Source organism: Sphingopyxis sp. Root1497 (assembly GCF_001427085.1).
GTDB lineage: Bacteria > Pseudomonadota > Alphaproteobacteria > Sphingomonadales > Sphingomonadaceae > Sphingopyxis.
The window spans coordinates 282,336-307,145 of sequence record NZ_LMGF01000003.1; the positions used below are offsets into that span (position 1 = coordinate 282,336).

26 protein-coding genes are annotated in these 24,810 nt (G+C 66.7%); 9 read left to right on the forward strand and 17 right to left on the reverse strand.

The features are described 5' to 3' along the window. Positions 1-265: 265 nt before the first annotated feature. The 3 genes from ASD67_RS23305 to ASD67_RS04845 all read left to right on the forward strand — a co-directional run bounded on the left by ASD67_RS23305 (position 266) and on the right by ASD67_RS04845 (position 2,338). The gene (locus ASD67_RS23305) at positions 266-838 is read left to right on the forward strand and encodes a carboxymuconolactone decarboxylase family protein (RefSeq protein ID WP_056344188.1); all 573 of its coding nucleotides are present in this window, start codon (positions 266-268) and stop codon (positions 836-838) included. Further along, positions 835-1,662, forward strand: a complete 828-nt coding sequence (locus ASD67_RS04840; protein ID WP_056344190.1) for an enoyl-CoA hydratase/isomerase family protein — start codon at positions 835-837, stop codon at positions 1,660-1,662. Before ASD67_RS23305 ends, ASD67_RS04840 begins: the two co-directional genes overlap by 4 nt. 121 nt (positions 1,663-1,783) lie before the next feature. Further along, complete coding sequence (locus tag ASD67_RS04845; RefSeq protein ID WP_056344194.1) at positions 1,784-2,338, forward strand: TetR/AcrR family transcriptional regulator; 555 nt, start codon at positions 1,784-1,786, stop codon at positions 2,336-2,338. 15 nt (positions 2,339-2,353) lie between these two features. Here ASD67_RS04845 and ASD67_RS04850 read toward each other — a convergent pair whose 3' ends face one another. From ASD67_RS04850 to ASD67_RS04880, 7 genes are all read right to left on the reverse strand, one after another. After that, the gene (locus ASD67_RS04850) at positions 2,354-3,136 is read right to left on the reverse strand and encodes a tyrosine-protein phosphatase (protein ID WP_056344196.1); all 783 of its coding nucleotides are present in this window, start codon (positions 3,134-3,136) and stop codon (positions 2,354-2,356) included. 5 nt (positions 3,137-3,141) lie between these two features. After that, the gene (locus ASD67_RS04855; protein WP_056344199.1) at positions 3,142-4,212 is read right to left on the reverse strand and encodes a phosphotransferase; all 1,071 of its coding nucleotides are present in this window, start codon (positions 4,210-4,212) and stop codon (positions 3,142-3,144) included. 84 nt (positions 4,213-4,296) lie between these two features. Beyond that, the gene (locus ASD67_RS04860; RefSeq protein WP_056344202.1) at positions 4,297-5,106 is read right to left on the reverse strand and encodes an acyl-CoA thioesterase; all 810 of its coding nucleotides are present in this window, start codon (positions 5,104-5,106) and stop codon (positions 4,297-4,299) included. Positions 5,107-5,110: 4 nt separating this feature from the next. Then, on the reverse strand, positions 5,111-6,349 hold the full coding sequence (locus tag ASD67_RS04865; RefSeq protein WP_056344205.1) for a hypothetical protein: 1,239 nt from the start codon (positions 6,347-6,349) through the stop codon (positions 5,111-5,113). Continuing rightward, complete coding sequence (locus tag ASD67_RS04870) at positions 6,346-7,542, reverse strand: sulfotransferase family protein (protein WP_056344207.1); 1,197 nt, start codon at positions 7,540-7,542, stop codon at positions 6,346-6,348. The genes ASD67_RS04865 and ASD67_RS04870 overlap by 4 nt, the downstream gene beginning before the upstream one ends. Continuing rightward, on the reverse strand, positions 7,539-8,360 hold the full coding sequence (locus ASD67_RS04875; protein ID WP_056344211.1) for an SDR family NAD(P)-dependent oxidoreductase: 822 nt from the start codon (positions 8,358-8,360) through the stop codon (positions 7,539-7,541). Before ASD67_RS04875 ends, ASD67_RS04870 begins: the two co-directional genes overlap by 4 nt. 43 nt (positions 8,361-8,403) lie before the next feature. Continuing rightward, positions 8,404-10,011 carry a class I adenylate-forming enzyme family protein gene (locus ASD67_RS04880; protein ID WP_056344214.1) on the reverse strand — a complete coding sequence of 536 codons (1,608 nt, stop codon included), beginning with the start codon at positions 10,009-10,011 and terminating at the stop codon, positions 8,404-8,406. A gap of 142 nt (positions 10,012-10,153) precedes the next feature. Here ASD67_RS04880 and ASD67_RS04885 point away from each other — a divergent pair, with 142 nt between their 5' ends. Both ASD67_RS04885 and ASD67_RS04890 read left to right on the forward strand, forming a co-directional pair. Continuing rightward, positions 10,154-10,870, forward strand: a complete 717-nt coding sequence (locus ASD67_RS04885; RefSeq protein ID WP_056344216.1) for a 2-oxo acid dehydrogenase subunit E2 — start codon at positions 10,154-10,156, stop codon at positions 10,868-10,870. Further along, a complete protein-coding gene (locus tag ASD67_RS04890; protein WP_056344218.1) occupies positions 10,867-11,637 on the forward strand; it encodes an enoyl-CoA hydratase/isomerase family protein in 771 nt (256 codons plus the stop codon). Before ASD67_RS04885 ends, ASD67_RS04890 begins: the two co-directional genes overlap by 4 nt. Before the next feature lie 257 nt (positions 11,638-11,894). Here the strand turns inward: ASD67_RS04890 and ASD67_RS04895 are convergent, their stop codons facing one another. Next, positions 11,895-12,662, reverse strand: coding sequence for a sulfite exporter TauE/SafE family protein (locus ASD67_RS04895; RefSeq protein WP_056344221.1), 768 nt, complete (start codon positions 12,660-12,662; stop codon positions 11,895-11,897). 128 nt (positions 12,663-12,790) lie between these two features. Then, positions 12,791-13,687, reverse strand: coding sequence for a LysR family transcriptional regulator (locus ASD67_RS04900; protein ID WP_235535570.1), 897 nt, complete (start codon positions 13,685-13,687; stop codon positions 12,791-12,793). A gap of 113 nt (positions 13,688-13,800) precedes the next feature. On the opposite strand from ASD67_RS04900, the gene ASD67_RS04905 reads away from it, so the two are divergent. The 4 genes from ASD67_RS04905 (at position 13,801) to ASD67_RS04920 (ending at position 16,758) form a co-directional block, all read left to right on the forward strand. After that, positions 13,801-14,139 carry a hypothetical protein gene (locus ASD67_RS04905; RefSeq protein WP_056344227.1) on the forward strand — a complete coding sequence of 113 codons (339 nt, stop codon included), beginning with the start codon at positions 13,801-13,803 and terminating at the stop codon, positions 14,137-14,139. Between the two features lie 167 nt (positions 14,140-14,306). Beyond that, entirely contained in the window at positions 14,307-14,798 is a 492-nt protein-coding gene (locus ASD67_RS04910; RefSeq protein WP_056344229.1) for an FKBP-type peptidyl-prolyl cis-trans isomerase, read from the forward strand. A 2-nt stretch (positions 14,799-14,800) separates the two neighbouring features. Further along, the gene (gene pip, locus ASD67_RS04915; protein WP_056344233.1) at positions 14,801-15,892 is read left to right on the forward strand and encodes a prolyl aminopeptidase; all 1,092 of its coding nucleotides are present in this window, start codon (positions 14,801-14,803) and stop codon (positions 15,890-15,892) included. Further along, entirely contained in the window at positions 15,892-16,758 is an 867-nt protein-coding gene (locus ASD67_RS04920) for a DUF2520 domain-containing protein (protein ID WP_056344235.1), read from the forward strand. The genes pip and ASD67_RS04920 overlap by 1 nt, the downstream gene beginning before the upstream one ends. A gap of 6 nt (positions 16,759-16,764) precedes the next feature. Here ASD67_RS04920 and trmB read toward each other — a convergent pair whose 3' ends face one another. The 8 genes from trmB to ASD67_RS04960 all read right to left on the reverse strand — a co-directional run bounded on the left by trmB (position 16,765) and on the right by ASD67_RS04960 (position 24,805). Continuing rightward, positions 16,765-17,478 carry a tRNA (guanine(46)-N(7))-methyltransferase TrmB gene (trmB, locus tag ASD67_RS04925; protein ID WP_056344238.1) on the reverse strand — a complete coding sequence of 238 codons (714 nt, stop codon included), beginning with the start codon at positions 17,476-17,478 and terminating at the stop codon, positions 16,765-16,767. Between the two features lie 37 nt (positions 17,479-17,515). Then, positions 17,516-18,601, reverse strand: coding sequence for a hypothetical protein (locus ASD67_RS04930; RefSeq protein WP_056344241.1), 1,086 nt, complete (start codon positions 18,599-18,601; stop codon positions 17,516-17,518). Positions 18,602-18,674: 73 nt separating this feature from the next. After that, entirely contained in the window at positions 18,675-19,538 is an 864-nt protein-coding gene (locus ASD67_RS04935; RefSeq protein WP_056344243.1) for an ETX/MTX2 family pore-forming toxin, read from the reverse strand. Between the two features lie 148 nt (positions 19,539-19,686). Beyond that, entirely contained in the window at positions 19,687-20,661 is a 975-nt protein-coding gene (locus ASD67_RS04940) for a hypothetical protein (RefSeq protein WP_056344246.1), read from the reverse strand. A 71-nt stretch (positions 20,662-20,732) separates the two neighbouring features. After that, entirely contained in the window at positions 20,733-21,953 is a 1,221-nt protein-coding gene (gene metK / locus ASD67_RS04945) for a methionine adenosyltransferase (RefSeq protein ID WP_056344250.1), read from the reverse strand. A gap of 49 nt (positions 21,954-22,002) precedes the next feature. Continuing rightward, on the reverse strand, positions 22,003-23,631 hold the full coding sequence (lnt, locus tag ASD67_RS04950) for an apolipoprotein N-acyltransferase (RefSeq protein WP_082544857.1): 1,629 nt from the start codon (positions 23,629-23,631) through the stop codon (positions 22,003-22,005). Between the two features lie 33 nt (positions 23,632-23,664). Continuing rightward, positions 23,665-24,057, reverse strand: a complete 393-nt coding sequence (locus tag ASD67_RS04955) for a DUF2141 domain-containing protein (protein ID WP_082544979.1) — start codon at positions 24,055-24,057, stop codon at positions 23,665-23,667. Then, positions 24,026-24,805, reverse strand: a complete 780-nt coding sequence (locus ASD67_RS04960; protein ID WP_443028007.1) for a sterol desaturase family protein — start codon at positions 24,803-24,805, stop codon at positions 24,026-24,028. Before ASD67_RS04960 ends, ASD67_RS04955 begins: the two co-directional genes overlap by 32 nt. Between the last annotated feature and the right edge of the window lie 5 nt (positions 24,806-24,810).

Below are 24,810 nucleotides of genomic sequence, written 5' to 3' on the forward strand. Positions count from 1 at the left end.
CCGGCTACCCCGTCCCTTTATCCGGTATGAAATCGCGCCGAACGACCCTTTCCCTCTCCGCAAAGCGGCCTTCTGCCGTCTTAGTTGTATATATGATTATATTAATGAACCTGATTAGCGAGTCAACACACTTCGCGCAAATCCGGTGCGGCGACAGCGCCGGCGGCCCCGACGCCTCCAACGAATAATCATATACCTAAGTTATTTGATACTTGCATCCGCCATCGATCCCAGCCAACCTTTTTCCCGGAAGAGGAGATAGAGGATGAACCGCATTCCCCCGGTCGCGGTCGACGACCTGACGCCGCAGCAGCGCGATACCTATGACAACAAACCCGGCGGCAAGTTGAACCTCAGCCGCGTGCTAGCCCACGCCGTGACGATCCAGCCCGGAATCGGGCTCGCCGTCCAGGGGATGATGACGGGCATCGAGGTGCCGCCGCTCGAGCGCCAGATTTGTGTGCTCGCGGTCCTCCACCTCGACCGCGGCGCCTATGAATGGGCACAGCATCTCGAGGTATCGAAGACGATGGGCATCGCCGACGCCAAGGTCGCGGCGATCGCCGACGACCGTTTTGGCGACCCGATATTCGACGATCGCGAGAAAGCGCTGCTCGCCTTCACGCGCCAGGTGGTCAAGACGGTGCGCGTCGACGATTTCGTGTTCGACGCCGTCGCGGCCTTTTATTCGCCGCGCCAGATCGTCGAACTGATCCATGTGATCGGCATCTATATGCTGTTCGTCCGCGTGTCCGAGGTCGCGGAGCTCGAGATCGACGGGATCGTCGGCGGCGAATTCTGGCGCAAGGCGAACCAGCAGGCGGGACTCGTCGAATGACCGCGGCGCAAGCAAATGAGACGATCGACTACCCCTTTGTCCGGCTGTCGTTCGAAGGACCTCTCGCGATCGTCACGCTCAACGATCCCGATCGCCTGAACGCGATGGGCGACGACATGGCGCAATCGCTGGCGGCCGCGCTGGCCGAAATCGCCAAGCCGCGGCGGCGCTGCCGCGCCGTCCTGCTGACGGGCGAAGGCCGCGCCTTTTGCGCCGGTTACAATCTGATGGTCAACCGCAAGGCGCTCGCCGAGGGCAAGGCCATGATCATGCCGCTCGGCGGCGCCGAAACGCTCTATCATCCGATGCTGCGCCGGCTGCACGCGCTGCCGGTCCCGCTCATTGCCGGGGTCAACGGGCTGGCGATCGGGATCGGTCTGGGATTGGCGATGGCCGCCGATTATGTGGTGATGGCCGACGATGCCTGGGTCCAGACGCCGTTCAAGAATCTGGCGTCGGCGCCGGATTCGGGCCTCACCTGGCTGCTGCCGCGCGCGATCGGCGTGCCGCGCGCGAAGCGCATGCTGATGAACGCCGAACGGGTCGATGCCGCCACCGCCCGCGAATGGGGACTGGTCGCGGAAACCGTCGAGACCGCGCAGCTCCGCGCCCGCGCGCTCGAAATCGCGCGGGGGTTCGCCGATGACGCCACCGTCGCACTCGGCGAGATCAAGACGCTGATCGGCGAAGGCCTGCGACAGGACATCCACAGCAGCTTCGAAGGCGAGGCGAAGGCGGTCGGGCGCACGGCCAGAACCAAGGACAATCTGGCCGCGGTCAAGGTCTTTGCTTCCGGCGAGAAACCCGTCTTCACGGGCGAATAGCCGGCGCATTCGCCATCGGAGCAACCGCCATCACCGCGATGACATTTTGACGAAAAGCGTCATTGCGTTAGTGTCACATTGACTCTAGCCCAAGCCCCATAGGGCCGAAAAAGGGGGCAGGATGGCATTGGAGGCAAAGATCGATCGGACGGTGGTCGCCGCCGCCGAACTGTTCATGCGGCACGGTTTCGCGCGGACGACGATGGGCGATATCGCCCGCGCCGCCGACATGTCGCGCCCCGCGCTCTACCTGCTGTTTCCGGGCAAGGAAGAGGTTTTCGAGGCGGCCGTCGTCCACCTCAACCGGCTGCGACTGGCCGAGATCGATGAGCGGCTGGGCGACGCCGCGACGCTGGGCGATCGCCTCTTCACCGCCTGCGACCTGTGGCTGGTTCAGGTCTTCGACCTGCAGCGCACGACGCCCGACGCCCGCGACATGGACGATCTTTCGATTCCGGTGGTGCGCCGTGTCTACGCCGAGCTGGAGGCGCTGATCGCGCGCCTGATCGCCGGGAGCGCGGCGGAAATGCCGCCCGCCGACAGCGCCGAACTGGCGCGCGGACTGGTCTTTTCGGTGCGCGGGCTGGGCGCCGTCGCGGCGGATGTCGACGATCTGCGCACGATGACCCGGCGGCAGGTCGACCTCCTGTGCCGCGCGATCGGGCAGGAACGCTGATCGACGGCGGTCGGCTCAGGGTTCGAGCAACCGATCCCTGAGCGCGGCCAACGCCGCTTCGTCCAGACCCTGTTCGGCGCGCAGATAAGCCTCGGGCGACCCGTATTTCTCGGCGAGCGCGGCGAAGGTCGCGTCGATATAGTCGGGGGCCGAACGCATCATCGTCCGCCATACCTCTGGATCGACCGCGAGCAGATAAGCGAAGGGACCGTCGGGGTCGACATGGAACAAGGGGCTGCCGGGGTCCTGAAACGTCTCGGTCAGCGCATAGTCGGCACGCACGCTCTCGATCGGCACACCGAGCGCGATAAGCAGGATGGCGCAAACGACGCCCGTGCGATCCTTGCCGGCGGTGCAATTGATCAGCAACGGGGTCCGCTGGTCCCGCAGCAGGTCGAACATCGCCCCGATGCCGCCCCGCTGTTCGTCAGCGATCAGGCGGTAACTTTGCAGCATCCGCAACCGGATGTCTTCGGGTCCGGTCGCCGGATCGCGCAGCATCGCGACCAGATCGCCCCGGCTGAGATCATAATCGCGCGTCCAGTAGCGCAGGCCGTCGACCAGTTCGGCCGGCCAGGGATGGCCGGCGCGTTCCTCGGTCGTGCGCAGGTCGATGATCGCACCCAGCCCCAGCGCCGCGACCTGCGCGATTCCCTTTTCGGTCAGTCCCGCCGGATGGCCGCCGCGCAGCAGCATGCCGCGGCGCACGGTGCGCCCATCGGCGACGCGATAGCCGCCGAGGTCGCGCAGGTTGCGCGATCCCGCGATGTCGAGCAACCGGACCGCTGCCTCGCCCATCGGCGTCAGACGCCGAGCGCGCCGAAGGTGTCGAGATCGGCGACGGCGGCGCCGAAGCAATCGCCCTCCGCCGTGACGATTTCGATCGGCTGCATTTCCAGCGGCGTGAACGGCCACATGAAGCCGTGCATCGCATGGCGGCGATAGGCCTCCCACGCGTCCTCGCGGCTCGGCGGCGTCGCCACGCCGTGCGTTTTCAGCGCTTCGAGATAGCCGGCGAGCAAGTCCTTTTCCGCCGACCGGCGGTCCGCGACCGTCAGATTGCCGATGATCGAATAAGCGACGTCGTGCATATACGGCCCCTCCTGCCACGCCTGCCAGTCGAGAAAGCCCGGCCGCCCGTCGGTTTCGAAGAACATGTTTCCGAGATGCGCGTCGCCGTGCGAGAAGCATTGCGGGATTTCGACCGACCGCTTCCACTGCATCCGCAGCCCCGCCTTGATCCGGTCGCGGTCGCGATAGGGCCCGACATAGGCGGCGCAGCGGCGGTGGTTCATGCACGCGTCGAAATATTCGGGCTCGAGCATCATCATCACCACCCGATCGGCCGCCTGCCAGACGGTCGAGAAGTTGCGCAACGTCTTGAGTTCGGGCGACTGCCACCAGCGCGCGTGCATCCGCGCCAGCAGTTCGAGCGTCTGCGCCTGCTGGTCGATCGTGATCAGCCGCCGCGCGTCGCCGAAGCTCACGTTGCGCGCCGACAGATCCTCCATCAGCACCAGCCCTTGAACCTCGTCGTGCCAGCCCGACCAATAGGCGCGGGGAATGTGGATATTCATCTCGGGCGCCCAACTCGCGAAGAATTTCGCCTCGTTCACGAAGGAATCGTCGAAGGTGTAGGCGTGGCGGATAAACCCGCCCTTCAGCCACATCGTCGGCGGCAGGCGGTGCGCATGGCCGGCGGCATTGTAGGACAGCAGCAAGCGGACCTTGGTCGCGGTGCCGGCGATCACGGTGCCGATATGGGCCTCGGTCACGATCGTGCCGGGGAAGCGCTCGGTCAGGATCGACGTGAGCCATTCGGCGGTGATGTCCTCGATCCGCAGCGGCAGGTGGCTGGTGGGGACTTCGGTCATGCACGTTCCTCTCTCGGTCGAATCCATCGAAAGCTTATTTAGTATACTGTTTTGCGCTTTGGCAAGCCTTCTCGCTTTGTCGGGTCAGCCGCGCAGCCGCATCGTCTGCGCGGCGACCGCAAGCAGGATGCCCTCCTCGGAAAAGAGCCGTGTCGCGACATGCGCGATGCCATTTTCACCCCCGTCGACATGCATCGCCGCGAGCACCCATTCGCCGACCGGCGGCGCGACGAAGCGGATGGCATTGTCGAGGCTGCTGCCTCTCGTCGTCGGTCCGAGCGCGTCATCGAGGGCCAGAAAGGCACAGTCGGCCACGACCGCCAGCAATCTGCGGTCGAGCGGTGCGCCGCAGCGCGCGCGAATCCAGCAGGCGAGGTCGACGCCGCCGGGGCCGCTCCAATCGGCCCGATCGGGGATGGCGCCGCTTGCCAGCCGGAATTCGAGCAAGGCGTTGAGGTTTGTCGACAAGCGCCGCGCCATCGACCGGCCCGGACACGCGTCCGGCGGCGGTACGACGGGCATCGCTGCGTCGCGACGCGCGATGGCGGCATCCTGTCCGCCGCATGCGCCCTGGACGTGAAGAAAGGCGAGCTGACCGCATCGTCCCGTCACCCGGCACTGGCGCACCACCCTCCCGTCGGCGACGATTTCGGCATCGAAAGAAAGCGTATCGCCCGGCCGCGCCCAGGTCAGGAACTGCGCCGAGGCGAAGAGCGCGGGCCGCCCCGTTCGCCGCTCCATCGCCTCGATCGCCGCCGCGAGCGCTATTCCGCCAAACAGGAACTGATGCGCGGGTGGCCCCACGCACAGCGGTTCGGGAACCTGGGCGAGGAAAATGCCGTCATCATCCGCACCCGCGGCGAGCGCGAGCAGGGCCGCAGGCTTATCGGTCATGGCCTCAACTGATCCGCCGGCCATAGGCGGCAAGCCGCGCCGCCAGTTGCGCCGCGCGCTCGCCCTGATCGACCCAGCGGGTGTCGGCGGGCAGGTCGCCCTTCAGCCGGTCGATCGTCGTCCGGTGCAGGCTGGAAAAGAGCGGCGGACCGTCGGCGGGCATATGCTGCCACCGGAGGATCGAAAAAACCTGCGACTGGCCGCCGGTATCGAGCCAGTTGTGGACCCCGGGATCGCGCCGCGCGATGACGAGGCGGATACGCCCGTCGCCATCGACCGCCGACTGCGCGGCGGTCAGGCTCGACTGGATGCGGTGATAGTCGAGCGAGCGATAGAGCCATTCGGTCAATTGCACCGCGGCATAGGATGCCCCCGCCGGATCATATTCGAGGATCGCGGCGTCGTCGGGACCGAGCTCATAGCTGCCGTTCGAAATGCCCTGCGTCACCAGCCCGCCGCCGGCGCCGCGAAACGTCTGCGCCGGGGTGATACTGTTGGGCGTCAGGCCGCTCCACACATTCTGGAACCAGAAATAGAGATAGAGGTCGTTCAGCGCGTTCGCCGTCGCGCGTGCGACCATGTCATCGATCGAAATCGGATCGGCCCGCGCGTCGCCCAATCGCTCGATCGCGAGGTCGAGCGGCGTCTCGTGCGCCCAGTCCATCATCGAATCGCGGACGAACAGGAATTTGACGCCGGGGCGGGTGGCCAGGTGATTGCCCCTCCCCTCGCCCGCGCCATCGTCGATCAGCAATTCGAAACGTCCGTCGGCATCGAAGTGCATGTCATGGTCTTCGACCGTCTGCACCGTCTGCGACGTGCCGTAATTGGCGGTCAGCGTGAACGATATATTGGCCGCCTTGCGGTCGAGGATGCGCCCGGTCACCCGGTAGCTTGTGCCATGTTCGATCCCCGCGAGCCGATAACAATTGTCGGGATTGTCGCCGCCGGTGCGCGCGCCGGGCACATCATGGCCGTGCCACGAATAGGCCGGCATGAAGTCGCGCACGAACCGCGGATGCTGGGCGTCCGACGCCGCCGCCTTGAACAGCCAATTGTTCAGATATTCCCTGGCGAAATCCCCGAGCAGCGGCCGCGCTTCGGCAGGGATGCGGTCGCCATAGCCGCGCCCGAACAGCGCCTCGATCTGCGCCAGCGTCGCGGCGATCCGCGGATCGCCCAGCATCGCCCGCACATCGGCTTCGGCCGCGAACTGGCCCGGATTGGCGATGGGATTGGTCATTGCCTTCTCTCCCGCTGGATGGCGAAGCGTTCGATATAGGGCGCGAAGGCCCCCTCGATCGCCGCTTCGTCGAGGCCGTAATCGGCCAGCCCATATTTGCGACCGGGCGCCGAACCATGATGATCGGTCTCGAGATGCCGGGCCATCGCGCCGCGCGCCGCGGTGGTGAGCGGAATGTCGAGGTCGTCATAGACGCGCGCGACGGTTTCGAGCGGGTCGGTGACGAGATCGGTGAACAGCACGTCGCTGACCCGCGCCTCGGCTCCCTCGCACGCGCGCCAGGCGGCATAGTCATCGACCGCGAACTGCCAGGCGGCGAGCTGCTGCGCGCCGATCGCCAGCGGATCGACCGCCGCGTCGGAAAAAAGCGAGCGCAGCTTGCAGAACAGGCTGGCGATCGACGGGATGACCTTGCCCGGATCGCGGTGGTTCACATAAAGGCGCGCATCGGGAAAGGCGATCAGCAGTTCGCGCCAGTTGAAGAGGTGGCCCGGTCCCTTCAGCGCCCAGCGCCGGCGCGGACGATCGATCTGCAGATATTGCATCATCGCCGTCTGCCAGGCGAAGGCCCCCGGCAGCTTGTCGGCGATCGCCGCCTGATAGGCGGGGACATTCCAGTAGACGCCATAAAGGCTGCCGAGATTGCCTTCCTGCAGGAAGATGCATTCCTCGGGCAAGGCCGCGCCGAACGGATGGATCGCGGTCACATCGGGCGCCGTCATCCCCTGAAACGCCAGGATTTGCGTATAAAGCGCCTCCCGGTCCGCCGCGTCGGCGAGCGGCGACGGGATCGCCGCTTCCCACGCCGCGACACCGCGATTGCCGGGGTCCTGCGCCATCAGCCCGTGCAGGAAGGTCGTGCCGGCGCGCGGCATTCCCGACCCGATCAGCGGCGCGACGATCCGCTCGGCATCGGCGCCGGTCGCCGCCTTGCGCGCGTCGAGATAGCGGAGCCGCGAGACGAGCATGGTGATCAGCCGGCTGTGGGTGCGGTCGCGCCCGGTCGCGGTGAGCGTCGCCCCGGCTTCGATCGCGTCGCACAAGATTGCGAGATCGTGGCGGAAACGCGCCTCGTCCCAGCGCTTGCCGCCCCAGTCGGACAGCCCGGTTCGCTGTTCGGCCTCGGTGAGCAGCGTCTCGGCGGCGACCGGTCCCGTATAGGGCACGAGCGCCGACGCGAAGGCTGCGCTCATAGCCCGGTCACCCGCTCATAGGCCGCCAGCGGCCCCGTCTGCGTCACCCCGCCGTCGACCGGCAGGGTGACGCCGGTGACGAACCGGCTTTCGGGTCCGGCCAGGAACAGCGCCGCCTGCGCGATGTCCCAGGCGTCGCCCTCGACGCCGAGCGGCGCGATCGCGCTGCGCACCCGGCGGCGCTCGCCCACCAGATGCGCCTCGACCATCGGGGTGACGATATGCCCCGGCGCCACGCAATTGGCGCGGACGCCGTCGCGGCCGTACATCACCGCGAGTTCGGCGGTCAGCTGGATCACCGCCGCCTTGCTGGGTCCATAGGCGGCATTGCCATGCGCACGGATGCCGGCGACCGACGAGATATTGACGATGGCCTTGCCCCGCCCTTCCAGCAGCGCGGGAATCGCGTGGCGGCACATGTTGAAGATCGTGCCGAGATTGACCGACATGACGCGGTCGATATCGGCAACCGCGACCTCGTGAAGCGGTCCCGAGCCGGCGCCGACCCCTATATTGTTCACCAGAATGTCGAGACCGCCGAGCCAGGCGAGGCTTTCGGCGGTCATCTGCGTCGCCTCGGCCGGATCGGCGACATTGCCCGCGACCACGATGCCGTCGCCGCCAAGGTCGCGGACCAGATCGAGCGTCGCCTGCGCGCGCTCGGCCTCGAGGTCGAGCAGCGCGACGCGTGCGCCCTCGGCCGCGAACAGCGCCGCGATCGCCTTCCCGGTGCCGACCCCCTCCCCTTGCGTCCCGGCGCCGGTGACGATCGCGCGCCAGCCGTCCAGCCGGTTGTGAAATTGGGTGGGCCGGGGCATCGGATTTCCTTTCTGTCGAGCGCCGCCGGGGCGCAGCGCAGCGTCAATCGGCGACGACGATCTCGCGCAATTTGGGTTTCACCACCTTGCCCATCGCATTGCGCGGGAACTGGTCGAGAAAGCGCCATTGGTCGGGCACTTTGTAGCGGGTCAGCTTGTCGCGGCAGAGCGCGACCAGTTCGGCCTCCAGCGCCGCCATGTCGGTATCGGGCCGCGCCGCCACGATGCAGGCGACGGTCAGCATCCCCATCCTAAGGTCGGGTTTGCCGACCACCGCGCAGTCGGCAACGCCATCATGGGTGTGGAGGATACGTTCGACCTCGGCGGGATAGACGTTCGATCCGCCGCGCAGGATCAGTTCCGAACTGCGGTCGGCGATGCTCAGCCAGCCGTCGGAGTCGAGGCTGCCATGATCGCCCGAATGGACGACCCCGCCGCGCAGCAGCGCCGCGGTCTTTTCGGGCTCGCGCCAATAGCCGAGCGGCGGTGTATAGACATTCGCCCAGGGGCCGGTGCGGACCGGTCCGAAACACACCTCGCCCACCGTGCCGGTCGGCAGCAGTTCGCCCTCGGCATCGCGGATCGTGATCTCGAAATGCGGCAGTGCGCGCCCGCTCGCTCCCTCGGGCGCGACGGCGTCGAACGACTGGGCGACGACGGTCGGCGCTTCGGTCAGGCCATATGAGGTCGAGACATCATAGCCATGGCGGCGAAAGAAGGATTCGCGGATCGCCTGCGGCAGCGGCGCGCCGCCAGATGACATGCGGAAGCCGTCGGGAAGGTCGAGATCGGTCTGCAGCAGGTCATAGATCATCGTCGGGACGAAGGCGATCTGCCCGATCCGCTGTTCGCCGATCCACGCGATCAGGGGTTCGATCTTGATCGACGGCGCAAAGAGGAAGGGTTGGCAGGCGAGGAAGGCCGATACCGGGCCGAGGATCATGACGTTGGTGATCGTCAGCGGCAGCGCCGATCCGCGCCGCGCCTCGGGTGACATCAGCCCGTGCGCGAACCCTGCGGCAGGGACGATGATCATATTGTGCTGGCTGTGGACGACGCCCTTGGGCACCCCGGTCGTGCCGCTGGTGTACATGATCGCGGCGGGCGCGAAGGGGTCGATCTCGGGTTGCGGCGCGGTCGCCCGGGCCGCGTCGGCCAGCGCGCTGTGCCATCCGCCATCGCGGTCCTCGGCATCGAGGATCCAGACGTGGGCAAGTTCGGGCAGGTCTGGGCGCAGCGCGTCGACCTGCGCCGCGATACTGCTGTCGGCGAGCAGCAGCGTCGTCCCGCTATGTGCCAGAATATAGCGCTTGTCGTCCGCCGGCAGGATGCGGTTGATCCCGACCCAGACGGCGCCGAGCCGCATCGCGGCGAAGAAGGCGATGACGAGCGCATTCTCGTTGCCGAGCGACGCCGCGACACGGTCGCCGGCGCGGATTCCGGCGGCGTCGAACAGCGCGGCGGCGGCCGTGACCGCCTGCCCCAGCGTGCGAAAATCATAGGCGCGCTGGCTGTCGACCAGTGCCTCGTCGTCGGGGCATTGCGCCGCCGCGCGTTCGATCAGGCCGGCGACGTCACGCGGCGCGCCGGGGGGATCGATTCGAACCGGGGGCGCCTGAAGCCCGAGCGCCGCATATTCCTCTTCCGTCATAATCCTCGCCATCGCAGCGTATCTCTCTTGCTTTAAGGTCTATATGATTATGATATATATATGCAAGGCCTGAGTCCGCTTCCGCGCGTCGCGGATGGATTCGGAGTCCCCGTCACGCCGTGATGCCAGCGAGAGGAAAAGAATGACACCGACTTCGCCCGAGGACCAACATGCCGCGTTCGGCGCCGTCGAAACGGTGCCGATGAGCGGTTTCCAGAAAGTGGTGGCGCGCCGCCTGACCCAGAGCTGGACCCAGATTCCGCATGTCACGCATCACGACGATATCGACGTGACCGCGCTCGACGCGCATCGCAAGGCCCTGGGACCCGACGTCCGGATTTCACCGCTGATCTTCCTCGCCAAGGCGCTGGCGCGCGCGCTGGCGGCCTTTCCCAATTTCAACGCGTCGCTTTCGGACGACGGCAAGACGCTCGTCCTCAAGCGATATTTCCACATCGGGATCGCGGTCGACGGCCCGCTCGGCCTGCTCGTGCCGGTGCTGCGCGACATCGATGGCAAGGATGTCGCGACGCTCGCCGCCGAGCTTGCGGCGCTCAGCGCGCAGGCACGCGACAAGGGCCTGCCGATGAGCGCCATGTCGGGGGGCTGCATGACGATCACCTCGCTCGGCGGGATCGGCGGCACGGGTTTCACCCCGATCATCAACCAGCCCGAGGTCGCAATTCTGGCGGTCACGCCGTCGCGGATGCAGCCCGTCTGGGACGGCGCCGCCTTTCAGCCGCGCCTGATGATGCCGCTGTCGCTGAGCTACGACCACCGCGTCATCAACGGCGCCGACGCCGCCCGCTTCGTTCGCGCGATCGGGCAATCCCTGGCCGAACCGGAGGCTTTGACATGACGAACGAGACAGCGGCCGACACTCTGGTGCTGCGCGAAGACTCCGACGGCGTCGCGACGCTGACCCTCAATCGGCCCGAAAAAAAGAATGCGATCAATCGCGAATTGTTCAAGACACTGCGCGCGCATCTGCTCGCGCTGCAACAGGACGCCGACATCGGCCTGATCGTGCTGCGCGCCGCCGGCGCCGATTTCTGCGCCGGGCACGACCTGTCGGAAAAGCCCCACGCCGACGCGCTCGGCTGGCTGCGGCGCGAGGTTCAGACGCTCGAACTTCTGACTAGCCTGCGCCAGCCGGTGATCGCCGCGGTGCAAGGCACCTGCTTCACCGGCGGGCTCGAAATGGCGCTGTCGGCCGATTTCATCGTCTGCGACGACAGCGCGCGCTTCGCCGATACGCATGGCAAATGGGGGCTCGTCCCCGGCTGGGGCATGTCTCAGCGGCTGCCGCGGCGCGTCGGTCCTGCCAAGGCGCTGGAAATGATGCTGACCTGTCGCCCCTATGGTGCCGACGAGGCGGTGGCGATGGGGCTGGTCAACCATTGCGTCGCCGCGGGGCAGTTGGCGGGCGCGGTCGCCGAACTGGCGCGGACCATCCTCGCCAACAGCTGGCACAGCAATGCCGAGAACAAGCGGCTGATCTATAACACCGACGGCATGCGGCTGGCTGAAGGCTTGGACCATGAAATCATGCGCAACGCCGGCTTCGACCGCGACGCCGCGGCGCGGCGCGCAAGCTTTCACAACCGATCGCGGGACGGGGCGTAAATAGGGCGACTATATCTTTTGCAAACCCACGGAACGAATGTCGGCTTTGGGGTGGGGAGCGGACAGTCCGGCAAAACCCGTTCCCCGGCGACGGTCGGGGAACGCCAACTCCGCCCATTTCTCTTACGTCATCCCGGACTTGATCCGGGATCCCGCTTTTTTGAGGCATCGGCAGGCTTCGACTTCAAGCGGGCCCCCGGATCAAGTCCGGGGCGACGATGAAGAATAGGGCAGGAGCCGGTCGAAACCGGTCCCGCTCAGGTCAGCGACTTGTACAGGCCGAAGGCGCTTGTTGCGATCAGCACGATGCCGACCATCACCAGCATCACCTTGGGCGAGAAGCGTTTCGCCATCATCGCGCCCAGCGGCGCGGCGGCGACGCCGCCGATGATCAGGCCCAGCGTCGGGCCCAGGATTTGCTCGAAGCCGAGTTGATAGATGAAGGCGGCCGATACGGTGAGCGCGAGGAAAAATTCGACGCTGTTGACGGTGCCGACGACCTTGCGCGGCTCGCCGCCCTGGACGAGCAGGTTCGAGGTCACGACCGGACCCCAGCCGCCGCCGCCCGCGGCGTCGAGAAAGCCGCCGACGACGGCAAGCGGCGCGACGATCTTGGGCTTTTCGAACTTGGGCGGATAGAGCAGGCCGCGGATCAGCAGCCACACGCCGATCAGCACCAGATAGCCGAGCACGAAGGGTTTCACGACATCGGCGTGGAGCGACGACAGCACATAGGCGCCGAGCACCCCGCCGATCATGCCGGGGATCAACAGCCGCCAGAAGAGCGGCCATTCGATGTTGCGATGGAACAAATGGCTGAGCCCCGAGGCGCCGGTGGTGAAGATTTCGACGACATGGATGCGGGCCGAGGCGGTCGCGGGCGGCACGCCGAGCACCGCGACGAGCAGGGTGTTGCAGATCACGCCGAACGCCATGCCGAGCGCGCCATCGACGAGCTGCGCCGCGAACCCGATCAGGATGAAGGGAAGCAAGGCCGAGAAGTCGATGGCCGCGAAATCGATCATAATCTTATTCCAACCCTTTTAGTTGACAACCTGCTGCCGCGATTCTCGTCCTTGCGCCAGAGCAATTTTTCTCCCCCCGGTGAAGGGAATAGTTTCTACGCCATGCCGAAGCCCTGCTTTGCCGGGGTTCAGCGGCCGATGTCGTCGGGAAGATATTCGCGCGCATAGTCGATGAAGGCGCGCAGTTTCGGCATCACCTGTTTGCGGCTGGGGTAATAGAGGAACAGCCCCGCGGTCGACACCGCACGTTCGGGCAGCACGAGTTCGACCTCGCCGCGCGCGACCAGTTCCTCGAGCACGGGTTCGGCGGTCATGCCCAGCGCGATGCCGCTGCGCACCGCCATGATGATCGCGCTCTGGTCGTTGACGATCACCGGGCCGGTGACCCCGATTTCGATCTCGCGATTGCCGTCCATGAACGACCAGGGGAGCAGCCCGCCGCTGGACAGGCGCAGCCGCACGCAGCGATGATGGCGCAGGTCGGCGGGCTCCTGCGGCCGGCCATGGCGTTCGAAATAGGCGGGCGCGCCAAAGGCGGCGAAGCGGAACGGCCCGGTCAGGCGGACCGCGATGACATCGGCGTCGAGCGATTCGCCCATCCGCACCCCGGCGTCGAAGCCCCCGGCGCTGAGATCGGCGAGCGCATCCTCGGCGTAGATTTCGAGCTCGATGTCGGGATAGGTTTCGCAAAAGCCCGCGATGATCGGTTCGAACAAGGGCTGGATCGCGCCGCGCATCAGGTTGATGCGCAACCGTCCGGCGGGCCGGTTGCCGAGGTTGCGCGCCGCTTCATAGGCGTCGGCAAGCCCGGCATAGGCGGGGGCAGCGCGTTCGAGGAACATCTCGCCCGCCTGGGTCAGCCCGACGCTGCGCGTCGTGCGCATGAACAAGGGCGCGCCGACGCGGGCCTCGAGGCCCTTGATCGTCTGGCTGATCGCCGAGGGGGAAACGCCAAGATCGGAGGCCGCGGCGGAAAAGCTCCGCCTGACCGCGACACGCAGGAAAGCTTCGATCCCGTCGAGCACCCCATGGGGGATTGTTAAATCCTGCTTCAAGGCACTTGCAGATTATAGAGGATTATCTATGCGCGCAAGCGCAGCTAAAAAGGTTGCACAACGAAACGAAAGGAACCTCTCCCATGGCCATTCAGCTCTCCACCTTCCGCAGCTTCCCGACCGCCTTCACGATCGTCGCGGCTTCGGCTCTCGCCTTCACCGGCCTCGTCGCCTCCACCACGCCCGCTTACGCCCAGTCGGCCAGCGACTATCGCTGCGCCGGTCTCGCCGATCAGGCCGCGACCGCCGCCGGCGGTGCCGAAGCCGGCAAGCAGGTCAATGCCAAGCGCTTCGTGTCGACCGGCAAGAAGCTTTGCGAAGCGGGCAACGAACGCGCCGCCGCCAAGCAGTTCCGCGCCGCGCTCAAGCTCGCCGGCGTCGCCGAACTCGAAACCGACAGCAAGATGGCGTCGGCCAACTAAGCCTAAGCCACCACGACACCAATCTCCGATCCGTCCTCTCCCTCTCCCCGACGGATCCACCAACTGGGGCGGCACCTGACACAGGGCCGCCCCGATTTGTTGGTGCGGGGGATTGCGCGGCGGCACCGGGCGGTTATGCCGCGAACTCCAACCGGGAGTTTTCGTCCATGACCCTATCGTGCCGCCTCTTCCTTCTCGCCGCCATGCCGCTGCTGGCGCTGGCCGTCCCCGCCGCCGCGCAGGATGCCCCGACGCAGCAGGTGAGCACCGCCTGGCTCAACCGCCAGTCGGCGGCGCTCGCCGAACGCAATGCCGGCAACGGCTGGAACGTGATGGCGAGCGGGCTGCGCTGGCGCCGCGTCGCGGGCACCGGCGCCGGGCCGCGTCCGGGACCGAGTGACTCGGTCACCGTCCATTATGTCGGCAGCTTCGTCGACGGCAGCATCTTCGACAGCTCGGTCGCGCGCGGCGAGCCCGCGACCTTTCCGCTCAACCGCGTGATCGACGGCTGGACCGAGGGCGTCACCTATATGGCGGTGGGCGACAAGGTCGAATTCGCGATTCCCTATTATCTCGCCTATGGCGCCGGCGGCAGAGGCCCGATCCCCGGCGGCGCGACCCTGTTCTTCACCGTCGAACTGCTCGGTATCGGGGGCTGACCATGGATTTTTCGCGCCTTCAGGCGAGCAGCAAGATCGGTGACGCCTGGGTCTATCCCGCCGCCGCTCCGCTCGGCAGCGGCCTGCTCGACGTCGACGGCGACGCCGGCCACCGCCTGTACTGGGAGGAGTATGGCAATCCCGACGGCGAACCGGTGATGTTCCTCCACGGCGGTCCCGGCGGCGCCTGCGCCCCCGACATGGCGCGGTTCTTCGACCCCGCGCGCTACCGTGTGATCCTGTTCGACCAGCGTGGCTGCGGCAAGAGCGAGCCGACGGTCGCCTCGGCGGGCCCCGCGGTGGCGCTGCGTCACAACACCACCGCCGACCTGATCGGCGATATCGTCAAGCTCCGCGACGCGCTGGGTATCACGGGCAAGATGCATGTCTTTGGCGGCAGCTGGGGCAGCACCCTCGCCATGGCCTATGCGATCGCGCACCCCGGCCATTGCGCCAGCCTGATCCTGCGCGGCATCTTCCTCGGCGCGGCCGAGGATCTCGACTATCTCTATCAGGGCAATGCCGCGAGCTTTCACGAAGCGCCCTATGCGCTGACCGCGCCCGGCGCCTATATCCATTATCCCGACGAATGGGCCGAGCTGCTGTCGGTGCTGACCCCCGAGGAGCGGCGCGACGTCATGGCGTCGTACAAGCGCATTTTCGACATGGTCCCCGCGACCGACGCCGAGCGCGAGAAGCAGCTTCACGCCGCGGTCACCTGGTCGCTCTGGGAAGGGGTGATCTCGAACATGATCCCCGAATCGGCGGCGACGGGCAAGTTCGGCGACGCCGATTTCGCGCTCTGCTTCGCGCAGATCGAGGCGCATTATTTCGCCAACAACCTGTTCATCGAACCCGGCCACCTGCTCGGCAGCGCCGATATCCTCGCGAAAATCCCGGTGCATATCGTCCATGGCCGTTTCGACCAGGTTTGCCCGCTGACGCAGGCGTCGCGCCTCGTCGCGGCGCTGCGCGGGGCGGGGGCTGAACCCGCCACCTATGTGATCACCAACGCCGGGCACAGCGCGATGGAGCGCGAAAATGCGCTGGCGCTGACCGCGATCATGGACGGGCTGCCGAAGCTGGCAGGCTGATGGCGGTTCGCTATCATCGCGTCGGCATGGCCGGATCGGGGCGCGTGGCGCGGGCCCTGGCGCTGGCGCTGGCGCCGTTCTCGGCCGAGCCGGTGCTGCTGTGGGGACGCTCGCCCGAGCGCGTGCGGGATGCAGCGGAAGTGGCCGGCGCCAGCGCGGCGGAAGCGATCGAATGGCTGACGGAGCGTTGCGACGCGATCGTCCTTGCGGTCGCCGACGATGCCTTGGCGGCGGTCGCGGCCAGCCTGGCCGCGGCGCTGGCGCCGGGCCGCGACCCGTTCGTCTGCCATGTCAGCGGCGGCAGCGGTGCGGCGGTGCTCGGTGCGCTGGCCGCGCGCGGCGCGCTGACCGCGGCGGTCCATCCGGCGATGACCTTCACCGGCGACCCGGTGCAGGAGGTCGAGCGCATGGCGGGTGCGCGCTTCGCGATCACCGCGCCCGATGGCGAGGCGCTGGCCGAGGCGCGGACGCTCGTCGGCCTGCTCGGCGGCGTGGCGGTCGCAATCACCGAGGATCGCCGCGCGCTCTATCACGCCGCGCTGTCGCACGCCGCGAACCATCTGGTGACCCTGCTCGGCGGGGCATCGCACGCGTTGCGCGTCGCGGGTGCCGACGAGCCGGAGGCCTTGCTCGCGCCGCTGGTGCGGGCGGCGCTGGAGAACAGCTTGGCCAAAGGCTTCGGGGCGCTGTCGGGGCCGCTGCTGCGCGGCGATGGCGAGACGATCGCCGCGCACATCGACGCGATCATGCGCGATTGCCCGGACCTGTTGCCCGCTTATCGCGCAATGGCGCTGGCGACGCTCGATGAACTCGACCGTTCGGGCGCCGTATCCGCCCCCGAACTCCGCGCGATCGTCGCCGGGTAGCGAAGGTCAGCGCCGCCGGTAGCGGAAATACCAGACCTCATGGCCCTGCGCGCGGGCCTTCGCCTCGTAGCGTGTTTCGGGCCAGCCGGCGGGGCGGGTCAGGAAATCCTTCGCGTCCTTCGCCAGCCATTCATACTGGTGACGATGGCGGCGCATCACCATCAGCGCATGTTCCAGATACACCGGATGGTCGGTGCCGAAGCGGAACTCGCCGCCGGGTTTCAGCTTGGCCGCGATCAGGTCGAGCGGGCCGTCGTTCATCATCCGGCGCTTGGCGTGACGCGCCTTGGGCCAGGGGTCGGGGTGGAGCAGATAGGCGAAGCTGAGCGCGCCGTCGGGAATGCGGCGCAGCACTTCGAGCGCGTCGCCATGATGGATGCGGACATTGCCGAGCGGCAGGCCGGCGCCATGGTCGCCCGCGACATGGACCAGCGCCTGCGCGACGCCGTTGATAAAGGGTTCGGCGCCGATGAAACCATGGTCGGGCAACATGTCGGCGCGCCCCGCCATATGCTCGCCGCCGCCGAAGCCGATCTCGAAATGCAGCGGGCGGTCATAGCCGAACAGCGCTTCGGCGGTGACCTCGCCTTCGAGCGGCACCGCGATCTGCGGCAGCAGCGTGTCGATCAGGTCCTGCTGGCCCGCGCGCAGCGGTTTGCCTTTCGAGCGGCCATAGAGGCGGTTGATCGTCGTCGGATCGCCGGGCTTGTAAGCAGTCATGGCGCGCGCGTTAGCGCGCCGCGGCGCCGGGCGGAAGCTATTTGATGCCGCTGCTGTTGATCTCGACGGTGCGTTCCTTGCCCCAGGTCGTCACCGTACTGGCGCGGCGATTCGCCTTGAGGATCTCGCCCGCGCGTTCGGGCGACGGCAGGCGGTCCTGCGCGATGAAATTCACGTCCTGCGCCGCGGTGTGCAGCGTCACGCTGTAATTGGGAGTCGCCTTCTTGCCCTCGATTTCGGCCATCACCGCGTTCATCGCCGACAGGCCGACCCAGAGACCATTCCCATTGTCGCCGAGCGCGAGCAGATAGCCGTCCTTGCTTTCGCCCGGACGGTAGGTCGCGACATTGGCGCTGAGCTGGCGGTCGCGGCACCATTGCACCGGGGCGGTCGATGCCGGTTCCTTCTTGATCGTATCGTCGCCCGTAGCGGCCGACATCAGCGCCGCACCCAAGATGTCGGTCAGCCCGTCGCTGCGTACATCCTTGGACTTTTTGGCGAACGTCAGCGGCGCGGCGCACGCGACGACCGGCAGGGCCGCAACGGGGGCTGCCTGTGGGGGCCATTGAATCTGCGCCACCACCTTGTCGATCAGCGCGCCGAGTTCGGCGGGGGTGCGCCGCCGCGAGGTGACGCGGAATTTCGCATACCAGTCGCCAACCGGCACCAGTACGACCCCGGTGCTGGTGAAGGGCGCGCCGGCCTGCGGCGCATAGATGGCGCGCAGGCCGCTGGTCACCGTCTGACCGGGCAGGGCAATCGCGTGGGGCGGTTCGACGAGCATCGGCGCTCCGAAGGCGTCGCGCAACTCGATCGCCGATTGCGCCTGCGCGAACCAGACCGGCGCCGCGCCATTGGTGTTGCGGAAGATGTAGAGGGAAATGAAATCCTCCGCGCCGTCGGGCTCGAACGACAGGCCGACGTCGAGTTCGTCCTGGGCATAGGCCTTGGCCTTGGTCAGCGCATTGCCGCCGAGCGTCGCGGGCACGGTGATACCGCTGTGCGCGTGGGTCCAGGCCTCGCCATGGCTGATCGCCAGATCCTGCTGCGCGGCGACGGGTGCCGCCGAGACAAGCATGAGCGCGCCCGCGACAATAAGCCCCTTGATCCAACGGTTTCGCATGATGACCCTCCCCGATCTGGCAGCGACGCTGTCAGATCGGGGAGGGCAAGGCAAGTGGCATCGAAGAGGGCGATCAGGCGGCGACCAGCCCCGTCTTTCCGGGCACCGCGGTCGGCACCATCACTTTCATCATCGGGCGCGGACGCAGCGGTTGTTCCTCGGGACGGGCGTTGATGTCGATACCCTCGCTGCCGGAGAAGGTGCCCGAAATGGTGCCGACGACATCGGCGCCGTCTGCGCGGAAACCGGTCGTGTCATACAGATTGTTGGCGACCACCGCGTCGAGCACATAGCCGATCGGCACGAACCACAGGTGATGGACGTTGCTGCCGCCGTTGATGTCGATCCAGTCGTCGAACCACACCGCGACGCTGCCGCTGATCCGGCAATCGGCGGTCCAGGGGATCGTGAAATCCTGCGTGTCCATATAGGCGATGCAATGGTTCGATTTTTGCGCCGGGATCGTCACCGGGATCGATACCGACCAACTGTGCTGGGCGGTCGTCGATTGCGACTGGGTCGACGAGACCGACATCGTCAGCGATACCTTCGACGTGTCGGTGGCGACCCCCGCCACCCCGACGGTCACCGACATTTCGATGCCGAGGCTGATCGATTCGGTGATCGACATCGTATAGGTCTGCGTCGTCGAGGTGCTGGCGGCGAAGGTAATCGATTGCTGGGTGCTCGTGTCATTGTCGTACCAGATGTCCGACGCGACATAGGAACTGGGGTTCGGGGTCGACTGCCGGACCGACAGTTGCACATCGTTCACCGTCGCGGAGCATTGGTAGCGATGATAGGAGCCGCCGTCGTCGCCGCCATCGAGTTCGCTGGCCTGGGAATAATCGAGCGCTTGGGTAAAATGGCATCCGGTGCCGTGGCTGCGCGCCACGAAACAACCCCACGCCCAAATGATATTCGGAATATCCGTCATGGTACCCCCCCTCATTTCTGCAAGCAACAGGGATTCCATGGCACAATTGCCGCGACCCCCGGCTTCGGATTCTACTGTTTACCGGTCCGCTGGCAATTGATTCTTTTAGGGATCGATTCGGCACGTTTTAAGTAATGTTGCCGGTCGGTTAGCGTGTCGGCCAAGTCTCGATCGCCGCGACGCTGCGGTCGGCGGCGGCCAGATCGAGGACGTGTTGCGGCGACGGCATCCTGTCCTGCGCGACGATCGTGAAAGTTTGGCGGGCGCCCACCAGATTGGCCGAATAATAGGTCGCGCCGACGGCGCCCTGCGGCTCGACCGCGAACGCCTTGCCATTGTCGCCGGTCGCCAGCAGATAGCGGTCGCGCGCGCCGTCGGGGCGGTACACCGCCTGATTGCCGCGCACGACCTGGTCGAGGCACCAGCGCGTGCCGACCATCCGCGCCGCCGCGGTCCTCACCCCTGCGGTCAACGCGGTGTCGGGTAGCGTCGAATCGGTCGCGTCGGGGCCAAAGACCAGCTTCGGCGCGCAATCGGCGATCGGGCGCACCGCGGGCGCGGTGCCGCGCGGCAATGTGAGTTCGGCCAGCACCCCCTCCATCCAGCCCGACAGGTCGGCGGGGGTCAGCGTGGCGGAGTTGGCGCGCAGCTTCACATACCAGTCGCCCACCGCGAACAGCGCGACGCCGGTGCTGCGGATGCCCTCGACCCCCACCGGCGCGAACACCGCCTTGATTCCGCTCGCGGTGCTTTGTCCGGGCGGGGTGAAGGCGACCGGCGCGACGCCGAGCGGCGGATCGGCGAGGTCGGTGCGCAGGCTGATCGCGCGCTGCGCCTGCGCGAACCAGACCGGGACCGCGCCATTGGTGTTGCGAAAGATGTAGACGGTGAGCGATTCGCGCCCGTCGTCCGACGCGAAATTCTGGCTGATGTCGAGTTCGGGCGCCGCGAAGCTGGTGGCGCGCACGCGCGGCAGTTCGTCGAGCGCGGCGGGGACGATGATTCCGCTATGTGCGTGCGTCCACGGCTTGCCCTCGGCGACCGCCAGCGGTTCCTGCGCCGCGACGGGCGCGGCGCTCAGCGCCGCGGCGACAAAAAATGCCCGATACCAGATGCTTGCCATCGCTCATCCTCCCGTCCCCGACCGATAGCTGTCAGAACGGGAGGGCGATGGCAAGCGGGCCTTGCGGCGCTTTATTCGGCGAGTGCGGCCTTCAGCTTGTCGACCAGGTCGGTGCGTTCCCAGGGGAACGTATCGCCGGTCGCGGTGCGGCCGAAATGGCCGTAAGCTGCGGTCTGCTTGTAGATCGGTTTGTTGAGGCCGAGGTGGGTGCGGATGCCCTTCGGCGTCAGGCGCACGAGCTGCGGGATAACCGCTTCGAGCTTGCCTTCGTCGACATTGCCGGTGCCGTGCAGGTCGACATAGATCGACAGCGGTTCGGCGACGCCGATCGCGTAGCTGAGCTGGATCGTGCAGCGGCGCGCGAGGCCCGCGGCGACGATGTTCTTGGCGAGGTAGCGGGTGACATAGGCGGCCGAGCGGTCGACCTTGGTCGGATCCTTGCCGCTGAACGCGCCGCCGCCGTGCGGGCTGGCGCCGCCATAGGTGTCGACGATGATCTTGCGGCCGGTCAGCCCGGCGTCGCCGTCGGGGCCGCCGATCTCGAAACGGCCGGTCGGATTGATGTGATAGACGGTGTTCGCGGTGAGCAGTTCGGCGGGCAGCACGTCGGCGATGACGCCCTTCACATAGTCGCGCAGCTCGGCGTATTTGGCTTCGTCGCCTTCGCCATTGTGAAAATAATAGCCCGGCGCATGCTGGGTCGACACGACGATCGCGGTCGCCTCGACCGGGCGCTCGTTGGCGTAGCGCAGCGTCACCTGACTCTTGGTGTCGGGCTCGAGGAAGGGCGCGGTTCCCGCCTTGCGGTCGGCGGCCATACGCTCGAGGATCTTGTGGCTGTAATCGAGCGTCGCGGGCATCAGATCGGGGGTCTCGTCCGACGCATAGCCGAACATGATGCCCTGATCGCCGGCGCCTTCGTCCTTGTCGCCGCTTTCGTCGACGCCCTGCGCGATATGCGCCGACTGGCCGTGGAGGTTGTTCTCGAAGCGGAAGGTCTCCCAATGGAAGCCGTCCTGCTCGTAACCGATTTCCCGGACCGTGTTGCGCACGGTGGCCTCGATCTCTTCGAGCGCGCCGGGCGCCCATTCGCCGTTCTCGAACACGCCCTTGCAGCGGATTTCACCGGCGAGGACGACGAGCTGGGTCGTGGTCAGCGTTTCACAGGCGACGCGCGCTTCGGGGTCCTTCGACAGGAACAGGTCGACGATCGAATCGCTGATCTGGTCCGACACCTTGTCGGGGTGCCCTTCGGAAACGCTTTCGGACGTGAAGAGGAAGCTGTTGCGCATGGGAGCCTTCTTGGATCGAATATAAAGGAAGCTTTATGTGTGGGCGCTGTTAACGCCCGCGCCGCCGAAAGGCAATGGCGGCTGCGAGCAGCAGCAGCGCAAATCCGACGGGAAGTATGTTGCCATAGCGCGCGAACAGCGTCGGGGCGTGCGCCGGCGGCAGCGTCGTGTCGATCCGCCCGGCGCGGTGCATCGGGATCGAATCGCGGATGCGGCCGTCGGCGTCGATCACCGCGCTGATGCCCGTCGGGGTCGAGCGGACGACGGGCAGCCCCTCCTCGATCGCGCGGAGCCGAGCCTGTGCCAGATGCTGCGGCGGACCCCAGCCGCCAAACCAGGCGTCGTTCGACGGGTTGAAGATGAAGTCGGGGCGATGGTCGCGGTCGACGACCTGGCCCGAAAAGATGATCTCGTAACAGACCTGCAGCCCCGCCTTGCCGAAGGCGCCGAGGTCGAGCGTGCGCGGGCCCGGCCCCGGCCAGAAATCGATATCGCCGGGCGCGAGGCGCGACAGGCCGATCGACGACAATATGGGGCGCATTGGCAGATATTCGCCGTACGGCACCAGATGCGACTTGTCGTAGCGCGGGCCGAGCCTGCCGTCGGCATGGACGGTCATCACCGCGTTGCGCGCGCCGACGACCTCGCCGCTGTCGTCGATCTCCAGCTTCAGCGCCCCGAGCAGCAGGACGTCGCCGGGGTTCATCAAATTGGTCAGCCGCATCCGCGCTTCGGCGGGCGAGCGCTCGTAATAATAGGTCGGATAGCCGGTTTCGAGATAGTCGGGGATCGCGGCCTCGGGCCACAGGATCAGCCGCGGCTGATCGCCGCGCGGCACCGTCAGCCGCGCCAGCTTGGCGAAATTGACCCCGGCCTTGATGCCGACCCACTTATCTTCCTGCCCGACATTGGGCTGGACGACGGTGATCGGAGTTGAAGTGGATGTAGCCACATCCTTTTCCCGCGTAGGGAAGAGGTCGAAATAGCCGATGGCCAGGACCAGCGCGATCACGGCGCCCGCGCCGACCTGCGTCCAAAGCTGTTGTCGTTCCGACATGTCAGGTTCGGACGTCTTCGGACGCTTGGGCTGAAAATAAGGCAGCACATAGATTGCGGCCGCAAGCACCACCAGCGACGAAACGCCATAGGTGCCTATCAATCGCGCGGGGCCCGCGAACCCCACGATGGTCGCGCTCAGCGGATTCCATGCAAAGCCGGTGAACACCCAACTGCGCAGCCACTCGGTCAGCGTCCAGAGCGCGGCAAAGGCGAGGATGAAGGAGACAGACGCCGCCATGCCTGACCTGCCCTTGAAGCGCGCGACCATCCACGCCCCCCACGCCGCCAGCGCCGGATAGACCGCCAGATACAGCGCCAGCAGCACCACCGCGATCCACCCGAGCCACGCCGGCATCGCCGCCTGATAGGTGAAGGCGGTCGCGATCCAGTTCAGCCCGATCGTGAAATGCCCGACCCCGAAGGCCCAGCCGATGCCAAAGGCGCGCCGCCCTTTCGGGCTACGCGCGACGAGCGCCATCCAGCCGGCGAGCGCGACCAGCGTCAGCGGCCAGAAGTGGAGCGGCGCGAAACCGGTCGCCGACACGGCGCCGAGCAGCAGGGCGATCAGCTTGGGCCAGCGGTCGGCGAAAGCGGCGATGCGGGGAGATAAAGCGGTCACGCGCGCTGCTTTAGCGGCCCGCCCGCGCGCTCACTAGAGCATATATTTCATCTTGATCGTCTGCGCGGTGTCGCCGGTCACGACGAAGCTCGCCGATTTGAAACTCGGCGCGCCGACGGTAATCGTCGGGTTGCGCGAGAAGCCGAAGCCCTCCTTGGGCAGGAAGATCGCGAGGTCCATCTTGTTGTTGCTGTTCTCGTCATGGACGACCGCGATCGCATAGGTGCCGTTGGCGGGCGCCGCGATCTTGAAATGCGCGGCGGCGCTGGCCGCCACCGCCATCCGCACCGACGCCTTGTCCTTGCTGCAATCGGGAAAGGCCTTGGGATTGGTGGTCAGGCAGACGAGGACCTGGCCCTTGCTGTTGCGCAGCCCGGTGATGCTGACATCGACCTCAGGGGGCGGCGCGCTCGCGGCGGTCAGCATCGCCAAAGCGGCCAAGCCCCAGATCGGTGCCGCACGCCTTGTCCCAGAAGCGGAAATAAAGCCCATAATTCCCCCGGTAAGCGGCGTGATGCTGCTGGTGGTGGGTCGCGGTTATCAGCCAGCGCCCTGCCGGTCCATGAACAAGCGCACGCGGGAACATTTCCCAGCCCATATGATTGCCGACCCCCATGACGGTCATGATCGTGAGGACAAGGCCGAGCACCGCGACATGGATCGGGATCAGGAACACCAGCGCCGGGATGACGACCGCGCCGGTCAGCGCCTCGATCGGATGGAAACTCATCGCCGCCCAGGCGGTCGGCGGTCGGCTGTCGTGGTGGACGGCGTGGGCGATGCGGAACAGCGCCGGCCGGTGCATCCAGCGGTGGGTCCAGTAGAACCATGTGTCGTGGATCAGCAAATAGCAAAGCAGGCTGACCGGCAGATACCAGAGCGGGAGGGCGTCGATGTCGGTATAGATACGCGTCCAGCCATGCTCCTGCCACCCCCAGGCGACGATGCCGGCGGGAATGCCGTAGATCGCCGCGCTGGCAAGGCTCCACCCGATCTCGCGCCGCATCTGCGGTTCGAGCCCGCGATAGAGGCCCGGATGTTTGATCCGCGTCGCGAGCGCGAAACCGCCGCTGCTGATCAGATAGCGCACCCCGACGATCAGCGTCATCGCGAGCGCGGAAAGCAGGATGGCGGGGGCGGCGATCATGCGTTCGGGATAGCGGGTGCACGCCATGGCGC

Coding starts and splice junctions, on each gene's coding strand:
- metK (WP_056344250.1), bottom strand. CDS start 21,953: ATGCGCAACAGCTTCCTCTTCACGTCCGAAAGCGTTTCCGAAGGGCAC.
- ASD67_RS04905 (WP_056344227.1), top strand. CDS start 13,801: ATGGCCATTCAGCTCTCCACCTTCCGCAGCTTCCCGACCGCCTTCACG.
- ASD67_RS04865 (WP_056344205.1), bottom strand. CDS start 6,349: ATGACCAATCCCATCGCCAATCCGGGCCAGTTCGCGGCCGAAGCCGAT.
- ASD67_RS04935 (WP_056344243.1), bottom strand. CDS start 19,538: ATGACGGATATTCCGAATATCATTTGGGCGTGGGGTTGTTTCGTGGCG.
- ASD67_RS04880 (WP_056344214.1), bottom strand. CDS start 10,011: ATGACGGAAGAGGAATATGCGGCGCTCGGGCTTCAGGCGCCCCCGGTT.
- ASD67_RS04960 (WP_443028007.1), bottom strand. CDS start 24,805: ATGGCGTGCACCCGCTATCCCGAACGCATGATCGCCGCCCCCGCCATC.
- ASD67_RS23305 (WP_056344188.1), top strand. CDS start 266: ATGAACCGCATTCCCCCGGTCGCGGTCGACGACCTGACGCCGCAGCAG.
- ASD67_RS04885 (WP_056344216.1), top strand. CDS start 10,154: ATGACACCGACTTCGCCCGAGGACCAACATGCCGCGTTCGGCGCCGTC.
- ASD67_RS04870 (WP_056344207.1), bottom strand. CDS start 7,542: ATGAGCGCAGCCTTCGCGTCGGCGCTCGTGCCCTATACGGGACCGGTC.
- ASD67_RS04850 (WP_056344196.1), bottom strand. CDS start 3,136: ATGGGCGAGGCAGCGGTCCGGTTGCTCGACATCGCGGGATCGCGCAAC.
- ASD67_RS04940 (WP_056344246.1), bottom strand. CDS start 20,661: ATGGCAAGCATCTGGTATCGGGCATTTTTTGTCGCCGCGGCGCTGAGC.
- ASD67_RS04860 (WP_056344202.1), bottom strand. CDS start 5,106: ATGACCGATAAGCCTGCGGCCCTGCTCGCGCTCGCCGCGGGTGCGGAT.
- ASD67_RS04840 (WP_056344190.1), top strand. CDS start 835: ATGACCGCGGCGCAAGCAAATGAGACGATCGACTACCCCTTTGTCCGG.
- ASD67_RS04920 (WP_056344235.1), top strand. CDS start 15,892: ATGGCGGTTCGCTATCATCGCGTCGGCATGGCCGGATCGGGGCGCGTG.
- ASD67_RS04890 (WP_056344218.1), top strand. CDS start 10,867: ATGACGAACGAGACAGCGGCCGACACTCTGGTGCTGCGCGAAGACTCC.
- ASD67_RS04895 (WP_056344221.1), bottom strand. CDS start 12,662: ATGATCGATTTCGCGGCCATCGACTTCTCGGCCTTGCTTCCCTTCATC.
- ASD67_RS04955 (WP_082544979.1), bottom strand. CDS start 24,057: ATGCTGACCGCCGCGAGCGCGCCGCCCCCTGAGGTCGATGTCAGCATC.
- ASD67_RS04910 (WP_056344229.1), top strand. CDS start 14,307: ATGACCCTATCGTGCCGCCTCTTCCTTCTCGCCGCCATGCCGCTGCTG.
- trmB (WP_056344238.1), bottom strand. CDS start 17,478: ATGACTGCTTACAAGCCCGGCGATCCGACGACGATCAACCGCCTCTAT.
- pip (WP_056344233.1), top strand. CDS start 14,801: ATGGATTTTTCGCGCCTTCAGGCGAGCAGCAAGATCGGTGACGCCTGG.
- ASD67_RS04875 (WP_056344211.1), bottom strand. CDS start 8,360: ATGCCCCGGCCCACCCAATTTCACAACCGGCTGGACGGCTGGCGCGCG.
- ASD67_RS04930 (WP_056344241.1), bottom strand. CDS start 18,601: ATGCGAAACCGTTGGATCAAGGGGCTTATTGTCGCGGGCGCGCTCATG.
- ASD67_RS04845 (WP_056344194.1), top strand. CDS start 1,784: ATGGCATTGGAGGCAAAGATCGATCGGACGGTGGTCGCCGCCGCCGAA.
- ASD67_RS04855 (WP_056344199.1), bottom strand. CDS start 4,212: ATGACCGAAGTCCCCACCAGCCACCTGCCGCTGCGGATCGAGGACATC.